Annotated in this window: 25 protein-coding genes; 9 read left to right on the forward strand and 16 right to left on the reverse strand. The window is 26.3% G+C overall.

The genetic code is table 11. From position 1 onward, the window contains the following. Positions 1–69 precede the first annotated feature (69 nt). From AELL_RS10510 to AELL_RS14315, 3 genes are read right to left on the reverse strand one after another with little or no spacing between them, the layout of a single operon-like run. Positions 70–435: a hypothetical protein gene (locus tag AELL_RS10510; RefSeq protein ID WP_226805985.1), complete on the reverse strand. Its 366-nt coding sequence runs from the start codon at positions 433–435 to the stop codon at positions 70–72. Positions 436–478: 43 nt separating this feature from the next. Beyond that, the gene (locus tag AELL_RS10515) at positions 479–1,216 is read right to left on the reverse strand and encodes a L,D-transpeptidase (protein ID WP_118917916.1); all 738 of its coding nucleotides are present in this window, start codon (positions 1,214–1,216) and stop codon (positions 479–481) included. Further along, positions 1,213–1,377: a hypothetical protein gene (locus AELL_RS14315; RefSeq protein ID WP_164967261.1), complete on the reverse strand. Its 165-nt coding sequence runs from the start codon at positions 1,375–1,377 to the stop codon at positions 1,213–1,215. The genes AELL_RS10515 and AELL_RS14315 overlap by 4 nt, the downstream gene beginning before the upstream one ends. Before the next feature lie 131 nt (positions 1,378–1,508). Between AELL_RS14315 and AELL_RS10520 the strand changes: the two genes are divergently transcribed. From AELL_RS10520 to AELL_RS10535, 4 genes are all read left to right on the forward strand, one after another. Next, positions 1,509–2,660, forward strand: a complete 1,152-nt coding sequence (locus AELL_RS10520; protein ID WP_118917917.1) for a trans-sulfuration enzyme family protein — start codon at positions 1,509–1,511, stop codon at positions 2,658–2,660. Continuing rightward, the gene (locus AELL_RS10525) at positions 2,661–4,160 is read left to right on the forward strand and encodes a PLP-dependent transferase (RefSeq protein WP_118917918.1); all 1,500 of its coding nucleotides are present in this window, start codon (positions 2,661–2,663) and stop codon (positions 4,158–4,160) included. 120 nt (positions 4,161–4,280) lie between these two features. Then, positions 4,281–5,660 carry a methyl-accepting chemotaxis protein gene (locus AELL_RS10530; RefSeq protein WP_118917919.1) on the forward strand — a complete coding sequence of 460 codons (1,380 nt, stop codon included), beginning with the start codon at positions 4,281–4,283 and terminating at the stop codon, positions 5,658–5,660. 15 nt (positions 5,661–5,675) lie between these two features. Next, positions 5,676–6,071, forward strand: coding sequence for a PAS domain-containing protein (locus AELL_RS10535; protein WP_118917920.1), 396 nt, complete (start codon positions 5,676–5,678; stop codon positions 6,069–6,071). 14 nt (positions 6,072–6,085) lie between these two features. Here AELL_RS10535 and AELL_RS10540 read toward each other — a convergent pair whose 3' ends face one another. Next, positions 6,086–6,961 (reverse strand): AEC family transporter, encoded by an 876-nt coding sequence (locus AELL_RS10540; RefSeq protein WP_118917921.1) that lies wholly within the window; start codon positions 6,959–6,961, stop codon positions 6,086–6,088. Between the two features lie 91 nt (positions 6,962–7,052). On the opposite strand from AELL_RS10540, the gene AELL_RS10545 reads away from it, so the two are divergent. After that, positions 7,053–7,871, forward strand: a complete 819-nt coding sequence (locus AELL_RS10545) for a LysR family transcriptional regulator (RefSeq protein WP_118917922.1) — start codon at positions 7,053–7,055, stop codon at positions 7,869–7,871. A gap of 159 nt (positions 7,872–8,030) precedes the next feature. Here the strand turns inward: AELL_RS10545 and AELL_RS10550 are convergent, their stop codons facing one another. The 5 genes from AELL_RS10550 to AELL_RS10570 all read right to left on the reverse strand — a co-directional run bounded on the left by AELL_RS10550 (position 8,031) and on the right by AELL_RS10570 (position 12,818). After that, positions 8,031–8,897: a 4Fe-4S binding protein gene (locus AELL_RS10550; protein ID WP_118917923.1), complete on the reverse strand. Its 867-nt coding sequence runs from the start codon at positions 8,895–8,897 to the stop codon at positions 8,031–8,033. After that, positions 8,876–9,352: a TlpA family protein disulfide reductase gene (locus tag AELL_RS10555; RefSeq protein ID WP_192941192.1), complete on the reverse strand. Its 477-nt coding sequence runs from the start codon at positions 9,350–9,352 to the stop codon at positions 8,876–8,878. Before AELL_RS10555 ends, AELL_RS10550 begins: the two co-directional genes overlap by 22 nt. Continuing rightward, a complete protein-coding gene (locus AELL_RS10560) occupies positions 9,349–10,674 on the reverse strand; it encodes a c-type cytochrome (RefSeq protein WP_118917924.1) in 1,326 nt (441 codons plus the stop codon). The genes AELL_RS10555 and AELL_RS10560 overlap by 4 nt, the downstream gene beginning before the upstream one ends. After that, on the reverse strand, positions 10,671–12,065 hold the full coding sequence (locus AELL_RS10565; RefSeq protein ID WP_118917925.1) for a c-type cytochrome: 1,395 nt from the start codon (positions 12,063–12,065) through the stop codon (positions 10,671–10,673). Before AELL_RS10565 ends, AELL_RS10560 begins: the two co-directional genes overlap by 4 nt. A gap of 90 nt (positions 12,066–12,155) precedes the next feature. Beyond that, the gene (locus AELL_RS10570; protein WP_118917926.1) at positions 12,156–12,818 is read right to left on the reverse strand and encodes a response regulator transcription factor; all 663 of its coding nucleotides are present in this window, start codon (positions 12,816–12,818) and stop codon (positions 12,156–12,158) included. Positions 12,819–12,918: 100 nt separating this feature from the next. Here AELL_RS10570 and AELL_RS10575 point away from each other — a divergent pair, with 100 nt between their 5' ends. Beyond that, the gene (locus tag AELL_RS10575) at positions 12,919–13,473 is read left to right on the forward strand and encodes a GNAT family N-acetyltransferase (RefSeq protein WP_118917927.1); all 555 of its coding nucleotides are present in this window, start codon (positions 12,919–12,921) and stop codon (positions 13,471–13,473) included. A 7-nt stretch (positions 13,474–13,480) separates the two neighbouring features. Here AELL_RS10575 and AELL_RS10580 read toward each other — a convergent pair whose 3' ends face one another. Together AELL_RS10580 and AELL_RS10585 are read right to left on the reverse strand one after the other, a co-directional pair. After that, positions 13,481–14,941, reverse strand: a complete 1,461-nt coding sequence (locus tag AELL_RS10580; protein WP_118917928.1) for a nickel/cobalt transporter — start codon at positions 14,939–14,941, stop codon at positions 13,481–13,483. Next, positions 14,938–15,846 (reverse strand): metal ABC transporter solute-binding protein, Zn/Mn family, encoded by a 909-nt coding sequence (locus tag AELL_RS10585; protein ID WP_118917929.1) that lies wholly within the window; start codon positions 15,844–15,846, stop codon positions 14,938–14,940. The genes AELL_RS10580 and AELL_RS10585 overlap by 4 nt, the downstream gene beginning before the upstream one ends. 121 nt (positions 15,847–15,967) lie before the next feature. Between AELL_RS10585 and AELL_RS10590 the strand changes: the two genes are divergently transcribed. Continuing rightward, positions 15,968–16,345: a Fur family transcriptional regulator gene (locus AELL_RS10590; RefSeq protein ID WP_118917930.1), complete on the forward strand. Its 378-nt coding sequence runs from the start codon at positions 15,968–15,970 to the stop codon at positions 16,343–16,345. Continuing rightward, on the forward strand, positions 16,342–17,634 hold the full coding sequence (nhaA, locus tag AELL_RS10595) for a Na+/H+ antiporter NhaA (RefSeq protein WP_118917931.1): 1,293 nt from the start codon (positions 16,342–16,344) through the stop codon (positions 17,632–17,634). The genes AELL_RS10590 and nhaA overlap by 4 nt, the downstream gene beginning before the upstream one ends. 24 nt (positions 17,635–17,658) lie before the next feature. Here the strand turns inward: nhaA and AELL_RS10600 are convergent, their stop codons facing one another. Next, positions 17,659–18,906, reverse strand: a complete 1,248-nt coding sequence (locus AELL_RS10600; RefSeq protein WP_118917932.1) for a dicarboxylate/amino acid:cation symporter — start codon at positions 18,904–18,906, stop codon at positions 17,659–17,661. A 13-nt stretch (positions 18,907–18,919) separates the two neighbouring features. Further along, the gene (locus AELL_RS10605) at positions 18,920–19,624 is read right to left on the reverse strand and encodes an SDR family NAD(P)-dependent oxidoreductase (protein ID WP_118917933.1); all 705 of its coding nucleotides are present in this window, start codon (positions 19,622–19,624) and stop codon (positions 18,920–18,922) included. A 98-nt stretch (positions 19,625–19,722) separates the two neighbouring features. Here AELL_RS10605 and AELL_RS10610 point away from each other — a divergent pair, with 98 nt between their 5' ends. Then, positions 19,723–21,615, forward strand: a complete 1,893-nt coding sequence (locus tag AELL_RS10610; RefSeq protein ID WP_118917934.1) for a sensor histidine kinase — start codon at positions 19,723–19,725, stop codon at positions 21,613–21,615. 2 nt (positions 21,616–21,617) lie between these two features. Here the strand turns inward: AELL_RS10610 and AELL_RS10615 are convergent, their stop codons facing one another. The 3 genes from AELL_RS10615 to AELL_RS10625 form a co-directional block, all read right to left on the reverse strand. Further along, positions 21,618–21,878 (reverse strand): hypothetical protein, encoded by a 261-nt coding sequence (locus AELL_RS10615; RefSeq protein WP_118917935.1) that lies wholly within the window; start codon positions 21,876–21,878, stop codon positions 21,618–21,620. Between the two features lie 73 nt (positions 21,879–21,951). Further along, entirely contained in the window at positions 21,952–23,073 is a 1,122-nt protein-coding gene (locus AELL_RS10620) for a cytochrome-c peroxidase (protein WP_118917936.1), read from the reverse strand. Further along, entirely contained in the window at positions 23,015–23,977 is a 963-nt protein-coding gene (locus AELL_RS10625) for a sterol desaturase family protein (protein WP_118917937.1), read from the reverse strand. The genes AELL_RS10620 and AELL_RS10625 overlap by 59 nt, the downstream gene beginning before the upstream one ends. Positions 23,978–23,979 lie beyond the last annotated feature (2 nt).

Below are 23,979 nucleotides of genomic sequence, written 5' to 3' on the forward strand. Positions count from 1 at the left end.
GTATATAACTTTTGATTAAACTTGTCTATTGTACCTAGGTGCAAAAAAAGTGTAAATTTATAAAATTTTTTACACTTCTTTTATAAATCTTTTTTCTATCTCTTCAGGACTTAATTGAAGATTTTCTTCATTTAAAAAACCATAATAATAAGTATCATCGCCCTTTTGAACTTCTATTATTAAAATATTTTCTTCTTTATGATTTGATACAAATTTTTCTATTGCTTCAATTGCAGAATTTTTCCAATATTTTTCTATTTCATTATTATTCCCTGCATCAAAAAACATACAATCATCACACATAGAAAAAAGATAATTTCCTGCACCTTCATAAATTTCAAAAGAGTTATTATCATTATCAAGTTTTTCATTAGTAAAAGGGCAATTTAAACTAAATGTTCCCATACCTTTTGGTTTTATTACAATTTTATTCAAAATCTAATCCTTTTTTTTCTTGGAATTATACAACACCAATAATTTATTTTAAAACAACTTTTATATCGTCCATACTTTTAAAATCTATAAACTCATTTAATAAAGCTACTAGTTGCACTACTTCACTATTTTTCATTCTTATACAACCACTTGATTCATAACTTCCAATAGTTTTTTCATTGATTGTTCCATGAATTCTAAAAGTCTCTTTTCCATCAACTTTATGACTTAGATTTATTTTCGCACTTCCCATATAGTTTAATTTATCACCTGCTTTTACAACTTTTGGTAACTCTATTCCTCTTTTTTTAAAACTTTCAATTGTATCAACAGTTGGATACCAAACTGGATTTAAAGTTATTGAAGTTACTTGTCCAACACCCAAAGGTTTTTTTATATCTTTTTTTGCAGTTGAAACTTTGTATGTTTTTAGATTTTTAGTTTTATTATCATATTTACCAATTACTTTCATCAAATTTTTTGAAGAATCAACCTCAATAATCAAACTATCATAAGCTCCCATTTCTGATAATAGATTATCTACTTTTTTAAAAGTTGAAAGTTTTGGAGTGTATTTATCAAAAATTTTTGTTCCAATAGTTGAAAAATCTTCAAAAAATTTCTCTTCATTGAAAGAGTTTTTCTTTATAATTACTTGCTCTTTTAGATAATTTGAAGATTTTTCTAAGAACTCTTTTGTTTCTAAAATAGAATCTTTTTCATTATTTGCATATAAACTAAAAGAAAAAATGATTAAAGATAAAAAAATCTTTTTTATCACTCAGTTGCCTCGTGAATTGATTTTTTTACAGAGTGATAAACATCACTTGAAGTATCTTTTGTAGCTTCCCAAGCTCTGTTACTATCTTGTTTTATTCCTGTCCAAGTTGCACATCCTTGAAAAACAACTATAAGAATTGTTAATAATATAAATTTTATCATTACTTAACTCTCCTTGAAAATAAAATTATATTTATAGTTATACCATTTTTTATTATTAAAGAAAATTAAGCATTTTGGGCATTTCATTAATTAGTTTTTAGATACAATTGCCAAAAAATTTTAGGATTATTATGAGTGAACAATTAGAAACTTCTTTATGCCATATTGCAAAATTTGCACCATTTGATGATGTTAGTGGTGCTTCACATTTTCCAATTTACAACACTGGAACTTTTGATTTAAAAAAACAAACTGGCGATAAAATCTATGATTATACAAGAAGTGATAATCCAACAAGGGAAGTTTTAGAAAACCTTTTTACTCATGTTGAAGGTGGAGCAGGATGCGTTTGTACACATACAGGAATTGCTTGTGTTTCACTTCTATTTGAGACTGTTTTAAAAGCAAACTCACAAGTTTTAGTAGAAGCTGATTGTTATGGTGGAACATTTAGACTTTTAAAAATCTTCAAAGAAAAATATAATATTCAAGTTCATTTTGCAAATTTTTGTGATGTTGAGATGATAGAACATATTTTAAAAACAAATCCTATTGATTTAGTTTTATGTGAAAGCCCAACAAATCCTGGACTTAAAATCATTGATTTAGAACTTATCGCAAATTTATCACATAAATATGATGCTTTATTTGCAGTTGATAATTCACTTGCAACTTTTATCTCTCAAAGACCTTTAGAGTTTGGAGCTGATTTTTCACTTTTTTCAACTACAAAATATATAAGTGGTCATGGAAGTGTAGTTGCAGGTGCAATTGTTGCTAAAACAAAAGAGTTATCACAGCAAATTCACTATTATGCAAATGCCCACGGAAGAAGTCAAAATCCAATGGATGTTTTTTTAATTAGCCTTGGAATTCCAACTTTAAAAATCAGAATGATTGAACATGAAAAAAATTCAATTACTATTGCCAAATATTTAGAAAAACAAAGTTACATAAAAAAAGTAACTCACCCTGCACTTCCATCTCATCCACAATATGAGTTGGCAAAAAAACAGATGAAATATATTCCTGGAGTTTTTTGTGTAGATTTTACAAGCGTGGAATTAGCTGAAAAATTTATTGAAAATACAAAAATCTTTGGTGAAAAATGTTCATTTGGAAGCCCTGATAGTAGAGTTGAAATTCCTGCAAAAATTTCCCACGCAAGTTTTTCTAAAGAAGAGTTAAAAGCTATTGGAATAAGTGATAGTACAGTTAGATTTTCTATTGGTTTAGAAAGTGTAGAAGATTTAATAAAAGATATAGAACAAGCAGTAAAATAGATGAATCAAGAAATTTTTAGTCATATTCCTTGCGGTCAAACGTTACCTTTAAATAATATTCACGCAGTTTCTGTTAGTATGCCCTCTTTACAAGATGTGATTGATTATGAAGAACAAACACCAGAGATTTTAGAAAAAATCACTATTGCATATCCTAGATTTGTAATGCATCCATATCTAAAAACTTTAGCTAAATATATAAAAGAAAAATACAAAATTAGTGATAGTTATGAAGTTGTACTTTTAAGTTCTCAAAAGGCTGTTGAAGTAGTTAGTTCAGTATATTTTATCCATAATAAGATAGAAATAAATGAGCCTTTTGGAGTAATTTTAGTTCAAAATGGAACAACTCAGCTTCAAAAAGTTTTAAAATTTATTCAACATGTGGGATACAACTTATCTTCAAGATTAGCAGAAGATTATTTATATAAAGTTGGTTTGATAAACAAACTTCACGAGGAAAAACTTGAAGATAAATCAAAAGCAAAAGAGATTTTAGTTTCAAGTTTAGCAAATGCTTATAAACAGCCACTTGAAAATATTTGTTTAAATCCATCTGGAATGAATGCAATGTATTGCGTTTTAAAGGGAATTAAAAATATTCAAGCAAGAAATGGAAGACCTATTTTAGTACAACTTGGATGGCTTTATCTTGATACTATGAATATAGTAAATCACTATTTTGAAGAGAGTAAAATCTTTTATGATGTTACAAATTTAGATTTACTTGAAGAGTTTTTAAAAAAAGATGGTTTAAAAGTTTCAACAATAGTTACAGAAATTCCAACAAATCCACTTGTTCAAACAGTCGATTTGGAAAAATTAAAAACTCTTTGTGATACTTATAATATTCCTTTAGTTATTGATTCAACTTTTGCAACTCCTTATAATTTGGATTTAAACCCTTATGCAGATATTTATGTGGAGTCTTTAACAAAATTTGCTTGTGGAAATGCCGATGTTTTAATGGGTGCAATAATTTTAAATAAAAATTCAAAAATCTCTCATATTTCTTATGAGTTTTTCAAACATGCCGATGAGCCATATATCAAAGATATTCAAAGAATGGCTTATCAAATAAAAGGTTATGAAAAAAGAGTAAAACAGATTGGAAAAAATACAAAAGAGTTGGTAAAATATTTTAAAACAGCCCCTTTTATAGATGAAATTTTTTATTGTTTACAAGATAAATATGCTACAAATTATAAAAAACTAATGATAGATGAAGATTCATATACAGGAATAGTTTCTGTTACATTTAAAAAAGAGTTTGCTAAAGTTTATGACTCTTTAGCTTTTGCAAAAGGTCCAAGTCTTGGAACTGAGTTTACACTTTTGATGCCATATACTTACCTTGCCCATTATGATTTAATTACTTCAAAAAAAGGACAAGAGTTTTTAAAACAAATTGGACTTCCTATAAATCTTCTTAGAATTTCAGTTGGAACTGAAAATATAGAAGAGATAAAAAAAGAGTTTGAAAAAATTAAAAATCTATAATCTTTTTAAATAAATAATAATTTTTCAATATTTTTATTATTTATTTTTTCGCTATAAATTACGATGGAATACTTATTGCAAGATATTTACTAAATTGTAATTTTGAAAGAAATAATAAAAATGAAAATAAAATATAAACTACTTTTCCTATTTTTTGTTGCACAAATAGGATTTATTATTATCCCCTTAACAGCAATAAATTTAGGAACAGATTTAACTATAATCTTTACCACTCTTTTTTCTATCTTTTTAGGATTGATTTGTTTTTCGTTTTTTCGTTCTATTACAGAAGATTTTAAAAACTTTAATAAAGCATTTGAAAATTTCTCAACTTTTATAAACTCAAAAACAAATAAATTTATTCCTTTAGAAATAGAAGGAAATAGTGGAATTGCTCAACTATCAAAAAAACTAAATGAAATCTCTGTTGAAATTGATAAAAGAATGAAATACGATATGAGAGTTTTGGGAGAAATTGTAATAACAATGGACAGAGTTGAACAAGGAATATATAGTTCAAGAATTACCTCTGAAACTACAAATCCAATGATTATGACACTAAGAAACACTATAAATAAAATGTTAGATGAAGTTAGTAAAGATATGAATAATCTTGTAAATATTTTAGAATCTTATTCAAAAGATGATTTTACAAAACAGATTACTATTGATAAAAAAGTAAAAGGAGAGATGTTAAAAGTTCTAACTAGCATAAATTTTTTAGGAGAAACTCTAAATTTAAACGCCAAAAAAAATCTAGACAATGGTCTAATTTTAGAAAATAATTCAAAAAATATGATAGAAAGTGTAAATTTCTTTGGACAAAAAGCAAATGAACAAACCTCATCTTTAGAAAAAACAACAAATACCCTCTCTCAAATAACTGATACAACAAAAAACAATACACAAAATGCACAAAAGATGTATGAATTGGGAAAAGTTGTAAAAGTTGCCGTTACAAATGGTCAAGATTTAGCCTCTAAAACAGCTAATTCTATGGATGAGATAAATAAAGAAATTACCTTTATAAACGAAGCTATCTCTATTATCGACCAAATAGCATTTCAAACAAATATTTTATCTTTAAATGCAGCTGTTGAAGCTGCAACGGCTGGAGAAGCTGGACGTGGATTTGCAGTTGTTGCAGCGGAAGTGCGAAATTTAGCAAATAGAAGTGCCGATGCAGCACGTGAAATTAAAAACATAGTTGAAAATGCCACAACAAAAGCAAATGAAGGGAAAAAAATTAGTGATATGATGATTGAAGGTTATGAAAAATTAAATAATGATATTGCCCAAACAATAGAGATTATCCAAGATGTAAGTAGTTCTAGCAACAAACAATTAGAAGGAATTGAAGAGATAAATAGAATGATAAATGTATTAAATCAATTATCTTTAGAAAATGTTAATCAAGCAAAAAATGTTGCAAAAATTACAACTACAACACAAAAAATGGCTGAAGAACTTGTATCTGAAGCAAGAAATAAAAAATTCTAATTTAAGGAGTTGATTATGAGTAGCAATGAAACTCAATTAAGTGAATATGCTTTTTTAGTAAGTGAAACTAATGAAAAAGGTATTATAACTTTTGCAAATAATGATTTTTGTGAAATTGCAGGTTTTACATTGGATGAATTAATAGGAAAACCACATAATATTGTAAGACACGAAGATATGCCAAAAACTGCCTTTAAAGATTTATGGGAAACTGTAAAAAAAGGTGAGATTTGGACTGGTTATGTAAAAAATAGAACAAAAGATGATAACTATTATTGGGTTTTTGCAACGGTTTATCCTTTTGAGAGTTGTGATGGAGAAAAAGGTTATTTAAGTTGTAGAAAAAAAGCCTCAAAAGAAGAGATTGAAGTTTATGAAAAACTATATAAAAGTTTAAAAGAAGAGGAATAAATAATCTATGTAATTTAATTTATTACATAGATTATTAGAGGTAGTAAAAATAAAATTGCTATTGTACTTGAAGCTGTCATAACTGCAATTTCTTCAAAAGGTCCATTAAATCTTAAAGCAAAAAGATAACTTGTAGTTGCAATTGGCATAGAGTATTGAATCAATAAAGTATAAATTAAAACTGCTTCAAAATTTCCAAAATAAAAAATAGTATAAACAACTAAAAATCCTAAAATTACACGAACTACTCCCATTCTAACTGCTTTTATATTCTGCCCTATTTTTATACCAACAAGTGATGAACCAAAAGCTATAAGTAATAAAGGAATTACTATTCCTCCTAACATTTTACACACATCTTCTATTATAAAAGGAAGTTCTGTATTCGTTCCTTTAAAAACTAACGCAACAACCAAAGCGTATAAAACTGGTGTTTGTAAAGCTTTTTTTAGATTTAAAGAACTATTTGAAAGCCATAATCCAATAGTAAAATGGTAAATATTTATTAAAACTGAAAAGGTAATTGCATAAACAAACGCAGTTTGTCCCAATAATACATAAACAATAGGAATTCCTAAACCACCAGTGTTTGGGAAAATAAAACTTTGTAAAAATGGTCTTATTGGTTTATTTTCTAATTTCAAATAAGCTATTGTTAGAATAGTACAAATAGCAATAATTATTGTTCCATAAATTAGAATTGTTATTATATTTTCACTAGTTAAATCTTTATTATTTATTGAAGCTATTAAAAGAGCTGGTGTTCCTAAATTCATAATTAAAGAACTAATCATATCTTTATCAAAAGGTAACTCTTTTTTCTTCCAATAGTAACCAATAATTATTAGTATTACAATTGGCATAAGTTTATTAAACAAAAGTTCTATCAACTAAAATCCTTTATAAATTTTTGGAACTATAAACAATTTATAATATAATGTCAAATAATACAAAATAATATACTACATAATGGATAGTAATATGGAATCAACTCTATTAAAAGTGTTTGTAAGTGTTGCAAATAAAAAATCTATCTCTTTAGCAGCACTTGAACTCAACTTTACTCAATCAAATGTAACTCTAAGAATAAAACAATTAGAAAAAAATTTAGGATATCTACTTTTTCATAGAGTACCAAGTGGTGTGATTTTGACAAAAGAGGGAGAAAAACTCTATCCCCTTGCAAGTGAAATTGTAAAAAAAGTTGAAATTGCTGAACTTAAAATGAAAAATTTAACCCATCAAGAAACCCTTAGAATTGGCTCTGGACAAGCAAATGTAGCTTTGAGATTACTCTCTTTTATAGATAAATTAAATAAAAAATATCCAAATATGCAATTAGAATTTTATGCAAATGCAAACCCACAAATTTTAGAAAAACTTCTTGATTATAAACTTGATATTGCTTTTATAACAGGTGAGCCAAACCATAAAGATTTGATAGTTTTAAACAAGTTTTATGATGATTTATATATGGTTGAACCAAAAAATTTAGAGTATAACAACACACTTATTGCATATAAACAAGATAGTACCCACTATAAATTTTTAGCTTCTCATGAAAAAGAAAGAGGAAATTTAGATTTTAAAACAATATTTATAGAAAATTATGAAGTGATGTTAGGTTGTGTAAAAGCAGGAATGGGGAAAGCCTATGTTTCAAAAATGATTATAGACAAATACTTTTATACAAATGAATTGAAACTTACAAAATTGCCAAATGAGTTAGAAACCCATTTAGTTTGTAGAAAAGATTATATTCCTATGATTGCAACTTATTTGAAGAAAATAAAATTATAAAATTTTCCAAACTTTAAATTAACAATTTTTTTCTAAAATTTCAAAAATGGTCATAAAATAATTTATCAACTATACAAAATAAATTTTATGTACAAACAGTCTTTTCCTACTAATTTTCTGAATGTAATCTCTAAATTTAATAAGAAGTGACCATTTTGTTTAATACAAATTTTTATTTATAAAATAGCAGTTATCCAAATTTAAACTATCTAAAATATAAATTATTGTAAAAATCATAATTGTAAAAACAATAATTCCCCAAATATATCCATTTTTTGAAAAACTTTTGAAAATATTTCTATCTTTATATTTTTTCGTTATTAATGAAGATTTATTAAATTTTATCATTACACTATCACAAGCCGTTTCACAAAGTCCACATTGAACACATCTTATATCAAAACCAGCTTTTATATCAAGTTCATCAATAGGACAAACTTTTACACATTTATCACAATCTATGCAACTATTTTTATCAAAAAACTCAAAAGTTTGTTTCTCTTCTTGTGGTAAAACTGCGCTTACAAAAAAATATGGACATAAAATTGAGCAATACCATCCTCTAAAAACTAAAAAAATACTTGTAAATGCTGTTGTTAATACTCCCACAAAAATAGAGGCTGTGTCAAATTTTGTAAAATTTAAAAACAAATCAACAGCTGAAGTAAAATATGAAATCGTAGAAAATGACAAAATAAAAGCCAAAGTTAATACACTTACAAAAATCAAAAATGGATTTTTAAATCTCAAAGAGATAAATGAAGCAATTGATGATGGACAAAAATATCCACAATAAAACCTTGAAATTGTAAGATTTAATCCCACTATTAAACCAATAAATAAAGTAAGCACAATATAAATCAGTTGATGTGTTGAAACCTCAAAAGCCATAAATAAAAACTCAAATCTATGAAATTCAAAATTAAACATCAAAAAATGAATATTATTAAAACTCAGCCAAGGAAATAAAACATATAAAAAAAGTGTTATAAATAAAGTTGGCGCTAAAATCTGTTTTTTTGCCATAAATCTATCCTTTGTTCAGGTGGTAAAGTACCATTTTCATATAAACCATTTTTTAAATTATTGATTAATCTAAAGAGTAAATCTTCATTAAAAGTGCTATATTTTTTTACAACTTTTAACTCTTTATCTAAAACCAAAATATATGGAACACTTTTGCTTACTCCAAACTTTTTTGCATCATTTAAACTAATTGATATTAACTCTAAATTTTTATTTTTAGAAATTGTTGAAGGAATTTCTTCATCTACAAAAAGTAAAGTGACAAAAACATCACTATTTTTTTCACTCAAAGAAAGCAGATATTCATTCGTTTTTTGACAAGATGAACACCAAGAAGTTACAAAAGTAACGATATTTATTCTATTTTTATTCAAATTCTCAATTAAAAAAGGAGCAGCACTTGCCACTCCTTTTAAAACTACTAATAAAAATAAAAGCCTAAAAACTTTTATCATTTAGTCTCTTTCATTTTTAAAATCCATAAAGCTAATTTTTTAGCTTCAGCTTCACTCACATCTTGTGCTGGCATAGGAACAACATCATATTTGTTTTCACTTCCTTCCATCATACTTTTTATTAAAGTAGTTTCATCAGAATTTTTAAGTGCTACTTCTTTATATGATGGACCTACAAGTTTTACATCAATACTATGACAAGATAAACAACCTTTCGATTCAGCTAATACAGCTGGGTCATTTAAGTCAAGTGCTGGTTTATTAGCAAGTTCTTCTTTATATTTTTTATATTCAGCAAGTGAAGCATTCATAAACTCTTCTGTAGCTTGTGCTTGAAGTGCAAGTGGTTCAGCAAAAGAAACAACTCTCACACCCTCTCTCGTTGTTGCCATTAAAAAAATTGATAATAATACAAGGGCAACTACTCTAATAGCTGATTGAGGAGTTATAACCTCATCATTAAATTTATTTAATATAAATAAAACTGCAATAATTAAAAGTATTGAAGCAATAAATGGTAAATAAATAAATGCTGTATGCATTAAAGCTTCACTAATTCTAGCTGTAAATACAAATGGCAATAAAGGCATTACAACAATATTTAAAGGAGTTGCAAGTAAAAACCATTTTTTACCTTGGCTAATTGCAATTTTTCCAATTTCAACATCACCTTTTTTTACCCATCTAGCACCAATAAATATTAAAACAACTCCAGTTGCCATAAATGCAGATAAAAAGAAATTTAAAAGTCTAAATCCAGTAACAGGAGTAAACATAATGTCCCAAATATTTTGAATAGTTGCAAAAAGTTCTGGTTGCATATATAAATTTGTCATTGACATAAACACAAAAGGAAGTGTAAAAAATGCTAATACAGCAGATATTCCAATTGTTATATGAAAACCTTTATGGTTTTGTAAAGCATGCCAAGAAAATTTATAAGCATACGAAAGTAAAAAGGCAATAATATTTCCATAAATGATATGCAAAATATGTGGACTAACTTTTAAAATTGCTGTATAAAAAAATCCAGTAAAAAGTACAGAAATCACAAGTAAAGGAGCAACTCCCCATAAAGTACCCATATTTTCAGATACTGTTGTAAAGTTTGTCATTCTATATGCAAACTTGTCATAATTTGAATCTTTTTTAAATACTCCAACAATATTATAAATAACAGAAGCAGTTGAAGCTCCAATTAACATATAAATAAAACAGATATGAACAACAAAAACTATAATTCCCAAAATACTAAAAAACTCTAAAGGAAGCCCTAAAGTTGGTGTAATTAATGGAATATCAAATGGTAATTTCCAATTCATTTTATAACTCCTTTAGTATTTAAAGATTTAATATAAGCTGCAAGAGCATCTTTTTCAGCTTCAGTTCCAACAAATGGAGGCATATATGGAGTTCCACCACCTGGAAGATTATTTAATCTATTTCTAATAGCATCATGTGACCAACCAGTTGTTAATCCTTTTAATCCATTAATACCATTTTCAGTGTGACAGATACGACACTCTATTTGATAAATTGATTTACCAACTTCTAAAATATTTGATTTATCTTCATTTACTGTTTTTTTGTTTTCATCTAAGAAAACAGCATGTTTTAAAATTCCCACTTTATTTAAGTATGGAACATCTGTTGTTCTAATTCCATTTGAATACATATAGTTATAAATTAAAAAAGGTTTTCGTATAAACTCTCTTACTCTTTCTTCATACCCCCAAAGAACTAAAAATCCAGCAACCATTAAACTAGCTGCTAAATATGGCATTCTTTTTGGTGAAATATAAGCGATAATTGTTGTGATAATAATACTTCCACCAATACCAATAGCTATAAGATACATTAAATCAAATCTATCTTCAAAAGCTCTTGTCATAACAGCTGTTGGAATCATAGCAAGAGCTGCTGCTGGAATTTCAATGTAATACCAATATCCAAAAATAGCACTTACAGGAACTGTAATCATCATAATTCCTGCTAAAAACTTAACAAGTTTAGCTTTTGCTTCTTTATCCTCTTCATTTTTTGAGAAAGTCCCAATTATCCAAGTCCACATAATAGCAAGAGCCGCTGCAAATGCAATAGATGTAAAAGTTCTAAATGCAAGTGAAGGCCACCAAGTTGGATTAAATAAAGCATTATTATAGTTTACATTTCCAGGATAAACTTCAGGGTCAACCCAAGGTTGTCCATCAAAATTTGGAGTAAGCATAAATGCTAAAATTGCAGTGATAATTACCATTGTAAGCCAAGAAGAAATAGCGTAATAAACACCAATTCTAACAGTTTTCGCCCTTCCCTCTGGCGTAACCTGATTTTTCTTCCAACTCATAAACAGTAAAAGTAAAAGTACAACTTCAAAGTTAAACACTATCCACTCTATAAACCATTTCCAAAAAAATACTCTAATTAATCCACCAATTGCATTTGGACTTAAAATATTTGCATGTATCCACATACCAATACCAGTTAATGCTCCAACTGAAGTAGAAATAATAAAGAAAACCATAACAACTTTATAAGTTAAGTTATATGCTGCCATATCGTTTTTCTTATTTGCCCACCAAGCCATTGCAGCAAGTACAACAGAGCCTCCAACAGCACCTCCATGAGAAACAAAAACGTGAATAATTGCATTTATAGCCATCAACATTCTTTGTCCTATAAAAGGCATTTGAAATATGGGGTAATCAAACATACCCAAATCCTCCCTATATAATTATTTTACTATTTGCGAATGCTATTTTAATGCTACTGTGTTAATTATGCGTTTGTGTTTTTGTAAGATTTAGATATTGATTTTATAGCCATTTACTCTATTTGAAACAATTACATCATTCCCTAAAATTTGTCTAAGTTTATGTATATGAAAACGAATTACTCCATTTTTATTATTACTATTTGCAGGATAAACTCCATTTTCTAAATTTTCAGAAGAGACAAAAATTCCTCTAAATTTAAGTAGATAATCTAAAATTAATAAAGGTTTTTCTCCTAAGTGAACTTCATTTTTATTAATTAATATTTTTTTCTGAAAGATTTCATATTCAATATCTTTTTTTATATGAATAGAATCAGAATAAATTTTAAATTGTCTTCTAATAAGAGCTTTTATTCTTAAAAGTATCTCTTCTTCATCAATATTTTTTATAATACACTCATCACATCCAGATAAAAAAGAGGGTTTTATTATATTTGGAATTGATGCAATTACCATTTTCATAGTCATATCGTGATACTCATTTAATAACTGAATTAATTGAAATCGTGGAAGGGATTTTTCATTTATATTTATCAAATACAAATCATATAAATTATTATAAATACACTCCAAAAAATCACTATTGTTACTACAAATATCTACACAAAACTCATATTTTTCTAGAATTTCTATAATTTGAGAAATTGAATTATCACTACTTTCTAAAACTAAAACTTTTAAACCATTCAAAATTTTCTCCAAAATTTTTAATAACAAATTCTAGAACAAATCTATTAATTATCTGTTAGTTTAAAGTTGTTAAAATCCAAAAAAATTATTTTGGACAATTATGATAAAACAAGCTCAAAAAGATAATATTACAAATATCTCAACTCTTATTTTTAATGCAATTTTAAATATTGCAAACACTTTAACAGGAGAAGAAAAAGAGGAAAAAATCCTTGAAACTTTAGATTTTTATATAAAAATGGATGTAAATAGATTAAGTTATAAAAATATTTATACCTATGAAATAGAAAATCAAATTGTAGGCTTAATACTTGCCTATAATTCAAATGATGTAAAAAAACTCGATAAGCCAATATTAGAACATCTAAAAACAAAAAATATTTATTTAGATTCATTTGAAAAAGAGTGTTTTGAAGATGAATTTTATATTGATACAGTAAGTGTTAGTCCCAATTTCCAAGGAAGAGGAATAGCAAAAGAGTTATTCTCTTTTGTTGAAAAAAAAGCAAAAGAGAAAGGTTTTAAAAAAGTTTCACTTTTAGTAGATTTTGAAAATGAAAAGGCTTTAAAACTTTATGAAAAATTAGGATTTAAAAAAAACACTATTCTAAAAGTATCAAACCACAATTATCATCATATGATAAAAATGGTTTGAAATTTTATTAAAAAACTTTAGAATTTAAAAGTAAAACTAAAGCTAAAATAAACATAAAAATTGGAGCAACTATTTCTAAAATATTTGCAAATTTTTGTGATTTATTTGAAACTTTATGAAGAGTTACCCCTAAAAAAGATGAAGCAAAAATAACTGTTGCCATTCCAAGACTTATACTAATACTTGCTAAAATTACTGCAAAATATGTTTTTAATAAAAATGCATAAACAAAAAGTAAAACTGTTCCAGGACAAGGTATTATTCCAGCTGTTAAAACAAAAATCAAATCTTGTTTTTTATTTCTTTTTGTAACTGTTATTGGTCTATTTTGGCTTGTTTTTACAAAGTTTATATTTTGTGGATTTACTGAAAATTTTGTAGTTTCTAAAGAAACACTACAAGAACAACAACTACATGATTTTTTATTTAATTTTCTATATAAAATATATAAAGCTAAAAGCATTATAATAATTGCACAAAATGCTGTTACATATGAAATAGAATCTTCCATAAATCTATTTAAAACACTTTCAAGCACAAAAATAGAGATTAAAACTAAAATTAAAGCTCCAATAATATGAACAAAAGCCGTAACCAATGAGATAACAAAAGCTTCAAAATAAGAACTTTTTTGTGAAGAAAAATATGAAAAGGCTAAAGCTTTTCCATGCCCTGGACCTAAAGCGTGAATTGAGCCATATAGAAATGAAGCCATAAGTAAAAAAATTAAAGCAAATTTGTCGCCATTTTCTATATCAACTAAATATTTTTTAATATTATTTACAAATTTATCTAAAATATTTTCTTCTTTTATTTGTTCATTTTTAACCCCAATTTGCTCTTTTTTCTCTTCAACTTTTTCTGCTATTATCTCTTCTTTTTTAGCTTCTTCAATATTTTCTTGAATAGATAAATTTGGAGCATTTATTGTATATGAAACTTCGTTTATATCTGTACTTTTAAAGATTTTATAAGGAATATTAAATAACTGTCTTTTTTCATCAAAAACAATTAAAAAATAACTCAAATCATCAAAAATTTTTATTGTTAAAATATTTTTATCATAAATTTTATAGTTTAAATCGATTGTATAATCAAAAGATAGATTTGAATTTTTGTAACTTAGTTTATAATTTGTTACTTCAAAAGGAAGAGAATTTTTATTTTTTTCATTAGAATAAGAGATTGTTGTAAGGAAATTTTTTGGTTTTATATAATCAATTAAAGATTCTTCGATAAGTTTTAACTCTTTTTCTTCAAAACTTTTATTTAAGTTTAAATCATAAATTTTAAATAACTCTTCTTGAAACTCTTTTGCAAAACTCCAATTTACTTTTAAAGTTTTTATATACTCTTTATCTGCTTTTAGTTGGGTGGTTACATGAGTTTTTGGACTATAAATGGAACATAAAGAGCATCCAAAAAGGATGCCTTTAAAAAAAATAAGTATTAATAAAAGACGAATCATTTATAACTATTTGCTATTTCATTTGCCGTTTTTAATAAATCTTTTGACCAGTTCTCAGATAAAGGGTCAATTGCTACAACTTTTGCCCCAATATTTTTAGAGATGGTTTGAGCACTTTTTTGAGAAAATTGTGGAGATACAAAAACTATTTTTATATTATGTTTTTTAGCCTCTTCTATTAATTCAACCAACTCATTTGGTTTTGCTTCTTTTCCTTCAATTTCAATAGAAATTTGTTCTAACTCATATCTTTTTGCAAAATATCCCCAAGATGGATGAAAAACCATAAAAGCTTTTTCTTTGTATGGAGCTAAAATGTTTTTAATCTCTTTATCTAACTCATCAAGCTCTTTTAAAAACTCTTCGTAATTTGTTTTATAAAAATCACTATTTTGTGAATCTACTTTTACCATAGCTTCATAAATATTTTTTGCTTGAATTTTTACTAAAATTGGGTCTAACCAAACATGAGGGTCTAATCCAGAATGGTCATGTCCTTCTTCTTCGTGTTCATCTTCATGTTCATGTTTAGCTTCATGTTTATGCTCATCTTTTGCTTCTTCATGATGCTCATGTTTTTCCATTTCCATTTTTTCAATACCTATTGTTGTATCTACAAATAGAGTATTTTTTGCACTTTGTTTAAATTTTTCTAACCAAACTTTTTCTGATGTATCTCCAGCTAAAAAATATACTTTTGAAGCAACTAAAGATTTCATTTGAGATGGTTTTGGTTCATAATTATGTGGAGAACTTCCAGGTTTTACCATTACATTTATCTCATACTTATCTTTTACTATTTTTTGAACAAAATATTTTTGAGGTAAAATATTTACTGTTAATTCTGGTTTGTTTGCATATAAAAATGAAACTAAAGTTATAAATAAAAATATTACTTTTTTCAAAATTTTTCCTTTCTATTTTTGCAACTAGGTTGCAATATTTTTTGTGATTTTAATGCAATTATTCTTTAATGCAACTTAGTCGTAAAACTAATTTTAAAAAAAAATTGCTATAATCTTAACTATGAATATATTAGATAATTTAACAACCATTACAAATATCAAACTTACAAGTGCTAGAAAATCTATTTTAGAACTTTTGGTAAATTCAAATAAACCTTTATCATATGAAGATATGAAAGAGTATATTTCTATGGATAAGGCAACTTTTTATAGAAATATTACTATTTTTGAAGAGGAAAATTTGATTAGTTCTTTTGAATCAAATGACAAAAAAAGATATTTTGAGATAAAAAAAACGCAACATGCTCATTTTATCTGCTCATTATGTTCAAAAATAGAGTGTATTCATGAAAAATTAGATTTTGTTATGCCTGGATATAAAATAGAAAATATTATTATCAAAGGTGTATGTAAAAATTGTATGGAGGGAAAAGAATGATAAAAAAGTTTTTAGTAATTGAAGATTTTATTTCAAAAGAAGCATTAAGTGGGATTATCCTATTTATTGCAACTGTTGCAGCTGTTATAGTTGCGAATTCAAGTTTTGGTCAAGATTATTATGATTTATGGCATATGCCTTTAGGTGTAACTTTAGGAGATAGAACTATTTCTATGACTTTAACTTATTGGATAAATGATGGTCTTATGGCTCTATTTTTCTTAATGGTTGGACTTGAAATAAAAAGAGAGATGGTTTTAGGTGAACTTTCAAGTGTAAGTAAAGCCTCTTTTCCAATAGTTGCAGCAATAGGGGGAATGGCAATTCCAGCACTTATTTATGTAGCATTTAATACAGAAAATCCTATGGGATTTGGTATTCCAATGGCAACTGATATTGCTTTTGCTTTAGGTATCTTAATGCTTTTAGGAGCAAAAGTAAATCCAGCGGTTAAACTATTTTTAGTTGCCCTTGCTGTTGTTGATGACTTAGGAGCTGTTTTAGTTGTGGCAACAGTTTATACAAGTGAAATAAAAGCTGAATATTTTTTACATGCTGGAATTGCATATGGGCTTATTTGGTTTTTAAATTATAGTGGTGTAAAAAAAATCTTACCTTATCTAATTTTAGGTATTTTTTTATGGATATTTATCCACGAAATTGGAATTCACGCAACAATTGCTGGAGTTTTATTAGCTTTTGCAATTCCAATTAGTTCTAAAATAGATGAAAAAGAGTTTATAGAAAAAACAAGAGCATCAGTGGATGATTTTGAAAAAAATATAGATGAAATTCCTATTTTAAACCATCATCAAACAGATGCTTTAGAAAGTATTGCTTATGGCTATGACAAAGTTCAAAATCCACTTGTTAGACTTGAACATAATCTTCATGGTTTATCTGCATTTTTTATTATGCCTTTATTTGCTTTTTCAAATGCAGGAGTTTTAATAGACTTCTCAACAGTTTCAGCAAATCTAATGATTGTTTCAGGAGTTGTTTTTGGTTTATTAATTGGAAAACCAGTTGGTATTTTTGGATTAACTTATCTTTTAACAAAACTAAAAATTATCAAAAAACCAGACAATATTACTTGGTTTGAAGTAATTGCAGTTGGATTCTTAGGTGGAATTGGATTTACAATGTCAATTTTTATTACTCATTTAGCTTTTGTTGATGAGGGAATAATAGCTGCTGTTAAACTTGGAATATTTGGAGCTTCATTTATAGCTGCTGTATTTGGTATTTTATTAATTTTAGCAAGTAGTAAAAGAAAATATAACTCTTAAAAAATAAAAACTCTTTATGAGTTTTTATTTTATTCCTAAGACTCTTTTTATAAATAAAGAGGCTGTTAAATCTCCTGTCACATTTATCGTTGTTCTACACATATCTAAAATTCTATCAACTCCTAAAATAAGAGCTATTCCTTCAAGTGGAACTCCAATACTTTGTAAAATTGTGGCTAAGATTACTATTCCAACTCCAGGAGTACTTGGTGTTCCAATAGATGCTCCAACAGTTGTTATTGCTAAAACAATTAACTCAAAAAAACTTAATTCTATTCCAAAAAGTTGAGTTAAAAATATAGCTGCACTTACTTGATAAAGTGCTGTTCCATCCATATTTATAGTTGCACCTAAAGGAATTACAAACTTTGAAATTGTTGGAGGAATTTCAAGATTATTTTCTGCTGTTTTTATTGATAAAGGCATAACAGCAGCTGAACTTGAAGTTGAAAATGCCATTAGTTGAACCTCTTTTATTTTTCCTAAAAATTCAAAAGGTTTCATTTTTGAAGAAAAATAGACTATTATTAAATAAAAACCTAAAAGTAAAACCAATCCAAAAAGAACAGTTAAAATATACATAAACATTGAAGAGATTGCTTGAAAACCTATTTTAATAGTAATATTACATATAAGTCCAAACACAGCATAAGGGGCTAGTTTCATAGCCCATTCAACTATTTTCATTGAAAAAGCTTGAAGTGATTTTGATAAATCAACCAAAGGTTTTGATTCTTCAACTTTTAGATTTAAAAGTGCAACTCCAATAAAAATAGCCAAAATTACAAAAGCTAAAATATTACCTGCAAGTTCAGCTTTTGCGATACTTACAGGAATTAAATCAACTATCATATCAGGTATTGAAATATTTTCAATTGTTTTTGTAACTTGGGTATTTGCTAAATTCATTTGAGCTATTACATCTTTTGAAACATAAGAACCAGGATTAATTATTGTTGTATTTATTATTCCTAAAATCACAGCAACAAAAGTTGTTAGAATAAAATAAGGAAAGATATAAAATCCCAATTTTTTTAAAGTTTCAACATTTTTTGCACTCATTATTCCTAAAATAATAGAACTTACAACCAAAGGAATAACTATCATTTTAATCAATGCTAAAAAAATATTTCCAATAAGTGCTATCCAAGGAGCTAACATAAAAGAGATTTTTTCATCAACTATTGCAAATGCACTAGGAGATAAAAACAAACCTAAAACCAATCCAGCAATCATCCCTAAAATAACTTGAAACCATAATTTTTTTAGCATTTAAAATTCTTTTTTATCTTGGATATGAACAATTATTAATATCTATACAAATTCCATTTATATACTCAGGACAATCAGTTGCCAACCAAACAATAGCTTTTGCAACCTCTTCAGGAGTTGCAAATCTTCCTGTTGCAACTGTTTTTTTGAACTCAGCTTTTCTCTCTTCAGAATTATCTTTTTGCATATCTGTTTCAGTTGGACTTGGAGCAACACAATTAACAGTTATTCCATAACTTCCTAAAAGTTTTCCATAAATTTTTGTTGCATTTATAAGTGCAGCTTTTGCCATACCATACCAAACATCTGGATGCCCAATTTGTCCAGCAATTGAAGCTGTATTTACAATTCTTCCATATTTTTGTTTTTTCATATGCTCAGAAAAAATATTCATAAGTTCAACAGGAGTATATAAATCAACATTCATTATATGCTCTCGTGCCTCTTTTGGATAGTTGTTATAAGTATATTTTGGTTGCATATATCCAGCATTATTAATTAAAATATCAATATTTCCCACTGTATTTGCTAACTCTTTTAAACCATCAACATCTGATAAATCATACTCTATACAAGTAACTTTTTCAACACCAACTAAAGGACAAGTGTCAAAATCTCTTGCAACTATAACAATTTCATAACCAAATTCTAACATAGCTCTTGAAACAGCTAACCCTATTCCTTTATTTCCACCTGTGATTAATACTTTTTTTGACATTTATTCTCCTTTTGTATTTATTGTTAAACTATTGATTTTAATCATTGTATTGAAATTTAATTTGTTATATAATTAATCAGCCATAAAATAGGAAATAAATGATTTATAAAAATGAAAAATCTCTTATTAATATAATAAAATACACACCTTTTATATTTATTATATCTCTATCTTTAATAATTTCTATCTCTTTATATTTTCAAAAACAAAATGAACTTGAGATAGAAAAAGAGTCTATAAAAAAAGAGTATTTAGAAAAAAATCAAGAACTAATAAAATCTGAGGTTGAAAATCTTTATAACTTTATTATTAGAACTCAAGAAAAAACAGAAGAAAAACTAAAAAATAGTATTAGACAAAGGGTTCTTGAAGCAAATAATATAGCTAATAGAATCTATAATGAAAATAAAGATACAAAAACAAAAAATGAAATTATAAAAATGATAAAAGATGCTTTAGTTGATATAAGATTCAATGATGGTAGAGGTTATATTTTTATTTATGGTTTTGATTATGAGTGTATTTTGTTACCAATAAATAGAGAGAACGAAGGGAAAAGTGTATATGATTTTCAAGATTCAAAAGGTCTATATTTAGGAAGAGAAATAGTTAAAAGTCTTCAAAATAATGATGAAGCATTTTTAACCTGGCACTATCCAAAACCTGAAAATTTAGAAAAAAAAGATTTTAAAAAAATAGGTTTTAATGTTCATTTTAAACCTTATGATTGGTTTATTGGAAGTGGGGAATATGTTGTAGATTTTGAAGAAAATATGAAAGAAGAGATTTTAGAGTATATTTCTAAACTAAAAACAAATGAAAATGACTATTTTTTTATATTAGATTATGACAAAAAATCACTTTTTCAAAAAATTGATAATTTAGTTGATAAATCTTTTCAAAAAATTAGTAGTGATGATGAAATGAATCTATTTAATGAGATTTTGGATTTATCAAAAAATGGTGGTGGATTTATCACATATAATTACAAGATTATAGATGAAACAACTGCTCTTACTAAAACAAGTTATGTAAAAGCTTTATTAAACTGGAAATGGATAATTGGTAAAGGTTTTTTCCATGATTATGTAAATAAGATTATTGAAAAAAAGAGTATTGAACTAAACGAAAAATTCCATAAAAAAATTAAAAATATTTTTATTATAACTTTAATTTTAACACTAATTTTATTGAGTATTTCAATTTATATTTCAAAAAAATTAGAAAAAAAATTTCAAGATTATAAAATGGAATTAAAAAAACAACAACACATTCTAGCCCAACAATCAAAAATGGCAGCAATGGGAGAAATGCTTGGAAATATTGCTCATCAATGGAGACAACCACTTTCAGTTATCACAACCGTTGCAACGGGAATGAAACTTCAAAAAGAGTTTGAAAATCTTGATGATAAAACCTTTGATGAAGCAATTGAAAATATCACTAATTCAGCTTTATATTTATCAAAAACAATTGATGATTTTAGAAGTTTTTTTAAATCAGATAAAAAAGAGACTTTTTTTAGTATAAAAGAGACTTTTGAAAAAGTTTTAAAACTTACAAATTCTCAATTTAAAAACCATGAAATAACAATAATAAAAGAGATAGATGATTTTCAAATTTATGGATTTAAAAATGAGTTTATTCAAGTATTAATAAATATTTTAAATAATTCAAAAGATGCTTTGATTAACAAAAAAGAGAATAAATTAATTTTTATAAAAACATTTGAAGACGATGAAAATAATTTTGTTATCAAAATAAAAGATAATGGTGGAGGAATTGAAAATAAAATTTTAGATAAAGTTTGTGAACCTTATTTTACAACAAAACACCAATCAACAGGAACGGGAATTGGACTTTATATGGCTGAAGAGATTATTGAAAAACATATGAATGGAATTTTAGAGATAAATAATTGTAAATTTTCTTATGAAAATGAAGAATATGTTGGAGCTGAAGTTACTATTTTATTAAATAAAGAGAGTTGAGTTTAACCGTTAATTAAACTCATCACTCTTTTTCTTTCATCAATTTTGCAGTTAGTTATATCTTTTTTTGTTTTTGAATTAATTATACAAGTTAAAGTTTTATCCAATAAAATAATTCTATCTTCTAAATTTTCATTTTTTGCAGATTCAATTCTTTCTATATATTTAAAAATCAAATTCTCTTTTTCTTTTTCTAATTCAACAATATTTTCTTTTGCACACAACTCAAAAATAATAAAAAATGGTATTAATTTACTCTTCAAAAGAAGCCTTTTTTTGAATACTATCATAGTTTCCTATAATAAAATATTAATAAAATAACTTCTTTGTGAAAATTTATTTATCTAATAAATGCTCATACTTTTTATCAGTTAATAATTTCATAAAAGCTACAAGTGCTTCAACTTTTCTATCGTTTAAAGCATTTGCTTTTAACTCTTTAAGTGAAATTGTATCTTTAACTTCTGGTTCATCCCAAACTTTTCCTGTTTCATTATTGATAGTTCTATCTTTATTATTATATTTATCATAAAACTCAACAACAGTTTTTAAATCTTTAAATACACCATTATGCATATATGGAGCAGTTACAGCTACATTTCTAAGTGTTGGAACTTTATGTTTTCCTAACTCTTTTTCATCTTTAACATTTGGATTTGCTAATAATCCTTTATCTATTTCTTTTACACCATTTTTAGCTCTTAATTCATTATTTGCAGGTGTTCCAATATTATGATACTCATAATTTGTAAAAGTCTCCCCTGCTTTATCTTCCCCTTTTAAAACGTGACAAGTGGCACAAGAGTTATTATTATTTGAAAAGAATATTGATTTTCCTAAATCTTCAAGTGGAGTTAAATCATATTCACCTTTTAAATATCTATCATATTTTGAATCAAATGGTGAAAATTCTTCTGTTCTTTCAAAAGAAGCAATAGCAACAGTCATAGCATCATAAGTTTTGTTTTCATCTTTGAAAATCTCTTCACCAAAAATATTTTTAAATGAATTTACATATAAACTATTCTCTTTGATTCTTTCAACTACCTCTTTTTTACTTTCCATTCCCATTTCGATTGGATTAAGTGGAGGACCACCAGCTTGTTCTTCTAAAGTAGCAGCTCTTCCATCCCAAAACTGTCCACCAATATATTTTTGTTTTTTCTCATCAAAATGAAAATTTGGTGAAAATTTTGCATAAGATGCAGTTGGAGCTTGTCTATCTCCCAATGATTTTCCATCATCACCAAGTGATGCCATTTTTGATATGCCATTTTCCCTATCATCAACAAATCCAGCATTTGGATTATGACATGTTGCACAGCTTTGTGTTCTGTTTTTTGATAAATTTACATCAAAATATAAAGCTTGACCTAAAGCCTCTTTTGATAAAACCTCACTAGCATTTAGACTTGAAAATGCTAAAAATACCGAAATTAATAAACTTGAATTTTTCACTAAATCCCCCTTTTTTTAGTAAATTATAAAATGGTCTTAAAATTAAATCTTTTAAAGATAAATAATCTTTCATCTGTTCTTTTCTTAATCCAAACTTCATTATTTTGACCTCATTTGACAAACAAAGTGAGCCAAAAACTCTATCCCAAATAGCAATATATCCACCATAATTTTTATTAAAATGTTTTTTATCATGATGTATTTGATGCTGTTTTGGAGAGAGTAACCATTTTTCTATAAATTTCCCAAAAGAAAATGGCACATGAGAGTGTCTAAGATTTGAACCAAAAAGTGAAAATATAAATAAAAAAACATTAACACCTAAAACCATATAAATATCTATTTTTGCACCAAATAGATAGATAAAAACTCCTGTAACTAAACCAATACTTAAAGAGTATCGAAGTCCAAATAAAAAATTTTCGACTGGATGAACCCTATAAAAAGTAACTGGAGTTAAAACTTTTGCACTATGATGTACCTTATGAAATTCCCATAAAAATGGAATTGTATGTAAAAATCTATGTAACCAATATCTTGTAAAATCGCTCACAATAAAAACACAAATTGTGTACATCAAAACTATTTGATTATATGAAAAAAATTCATTTTCATAATAATCAAAATATAAATACAACTCTTTATTTACAAATAAAGCAACACTTTTTGCACTAATAATAAAAGGAATTAATAAAACCATATTTATAAAATATGATAAAAAAACATAATAATAATCAAGTTTTGCACTTGGATGTAACCACAACTTTGAAGAGGTGATTACCCTACTATTTTTTTTGGTCACATAAAAATAGATTATTGCTAAAAATATTGAACTTAAAATATAAAGCCAATACAACCTTTTACTAGGATTAGTTAAATAATCTAGTGCAAGAAGTTCATCCATTT

Origin of the sequence: Arcobacter ellisii, from assembly GCF_003544915.1 — a bacterium.
Classification (GTDB): domain Bacteria; phylum Campylobacterota; class Campylobacteria; order Campylobacterales; family Arcobacteraceae; genus Aliarcobacter; species Aliarcobacter ellisii.

Coding starts and splice junctions, on each gene's coding strand:
- AELL_RS10565 (WP_118917925.1), bottom strand. CDS start 12,065: ATGTTTGATTACCCCATATTTCAAATGCCTTTTATAGGACAAAGAATG.
- AELL_RS10610 (WP_118917934.1), top strand. CDS start 19,723: ATGATTTATAAAAATGAAAAATCTCTTATTAATATAATAAAATACACA.
- AELL_RS10525 (WP_118917918.1), top strand. CDS start 2,661: ATGAATCAAGAAATTTTTAGTCATATTCCTTGCGGTCAAACGTTACCT.
- AELL_RS10555 (WP_192941192.1), bottom strand. CDS start 9,352: ATGATAAAAGTTTTTAGGCTTTTATTTTTATTAGTAGTTTTAAAAGGA.
- AELL_RS10575 (WP_118917927.1), top strand. CDS start 12,919: ATGATAAAACAAGCTCAAAAAGATAATATTACAAATATCTCAACTCTT.
- AELL_RS10605 (WP_118917933.1), bottom strand. CDS start 19,624: ATGTCAAAAAAAGTATTAATCACAGGTGGAAATAAAGGAATAGGGTTA.
- AELL_RS10520 (WP_118917917.1), top strand. CDS start 1,509: ATGAGTGAACAATTAGAAACTTCTTTATGCCATATTGCAAAATTTGCA.
- AELL_RS10625 (WP_118917937.1), bottom strand. CDS start 23,977: ATGGATGAACTTCTTGCACTAGATTATTTAACTAATCCTAGTAAAAGG.
- AELL_RS10550 (WP_118917923.1), bottom strand. CDS start 8,897: ATGGCAAAAAAACAGATTTTAGCGCCAACTTTATTTATAACACTTTTT.
- AELL_RS10560 (WP_118917924.1), bottom strand. CDS start 10,674: ATGAATTGGAAATTACCATTTGATATTCCATTAATTACACCAACTTTA.
- AELL_RS10580 (WP_118917928.1), bottom strand. CDS start 14,941: ATGATTCGTCTTTTATTAATACTTATTTTTTTTAAAGGCATCCTTTTT.
- AELL_RS10590 (WP_118917930.1), top strand. CDS start 15,968: ATGAATATATTAGATAATTTAACAACCATTACAAATATCAAACTTACA.
- AELL_RS10600 (WP_118917932.1), bottom strand. CDS start 18,906: ATGCTAAAAAAATTATGGTTTCAAGTTATTTTAGGGATGATTGCTGGA.
- AELL_RS10530 (WP_118917919.1), top strand. CDS start 4,281: ATGAAAATAAAATATAAACTACTTTTCCTATTTTTTGTTGCACAAATA.
- AELL_RS14315 (WP_164967261.1), bottom strand. CDS start 1,377: ATGATAAAATTTATATTATTAACAATTCTTATAGTTGTTTTTCAAGGA.
- nhaA (WP_118917931.1), top strand. CDS start 16,342: ATGATAAAAAAGTTTTTAGTAATTGAAGATTTTATTTCAAAAGAAGCA.
- AELL_RS10535 (WP_118917920.1), top strand. CDS start 5,676: ATGAGTAGCAATGAAACTCAATTAAGTGAATATGCTTTTTTAGTAAGT.
- AELL_RS10545 (WP_118917922.1), top strand. CDS start 7,053: ATGGAATCAACTCTATTAAAAGTGTTTGTAAGTGTTGCAAATAAAAAA.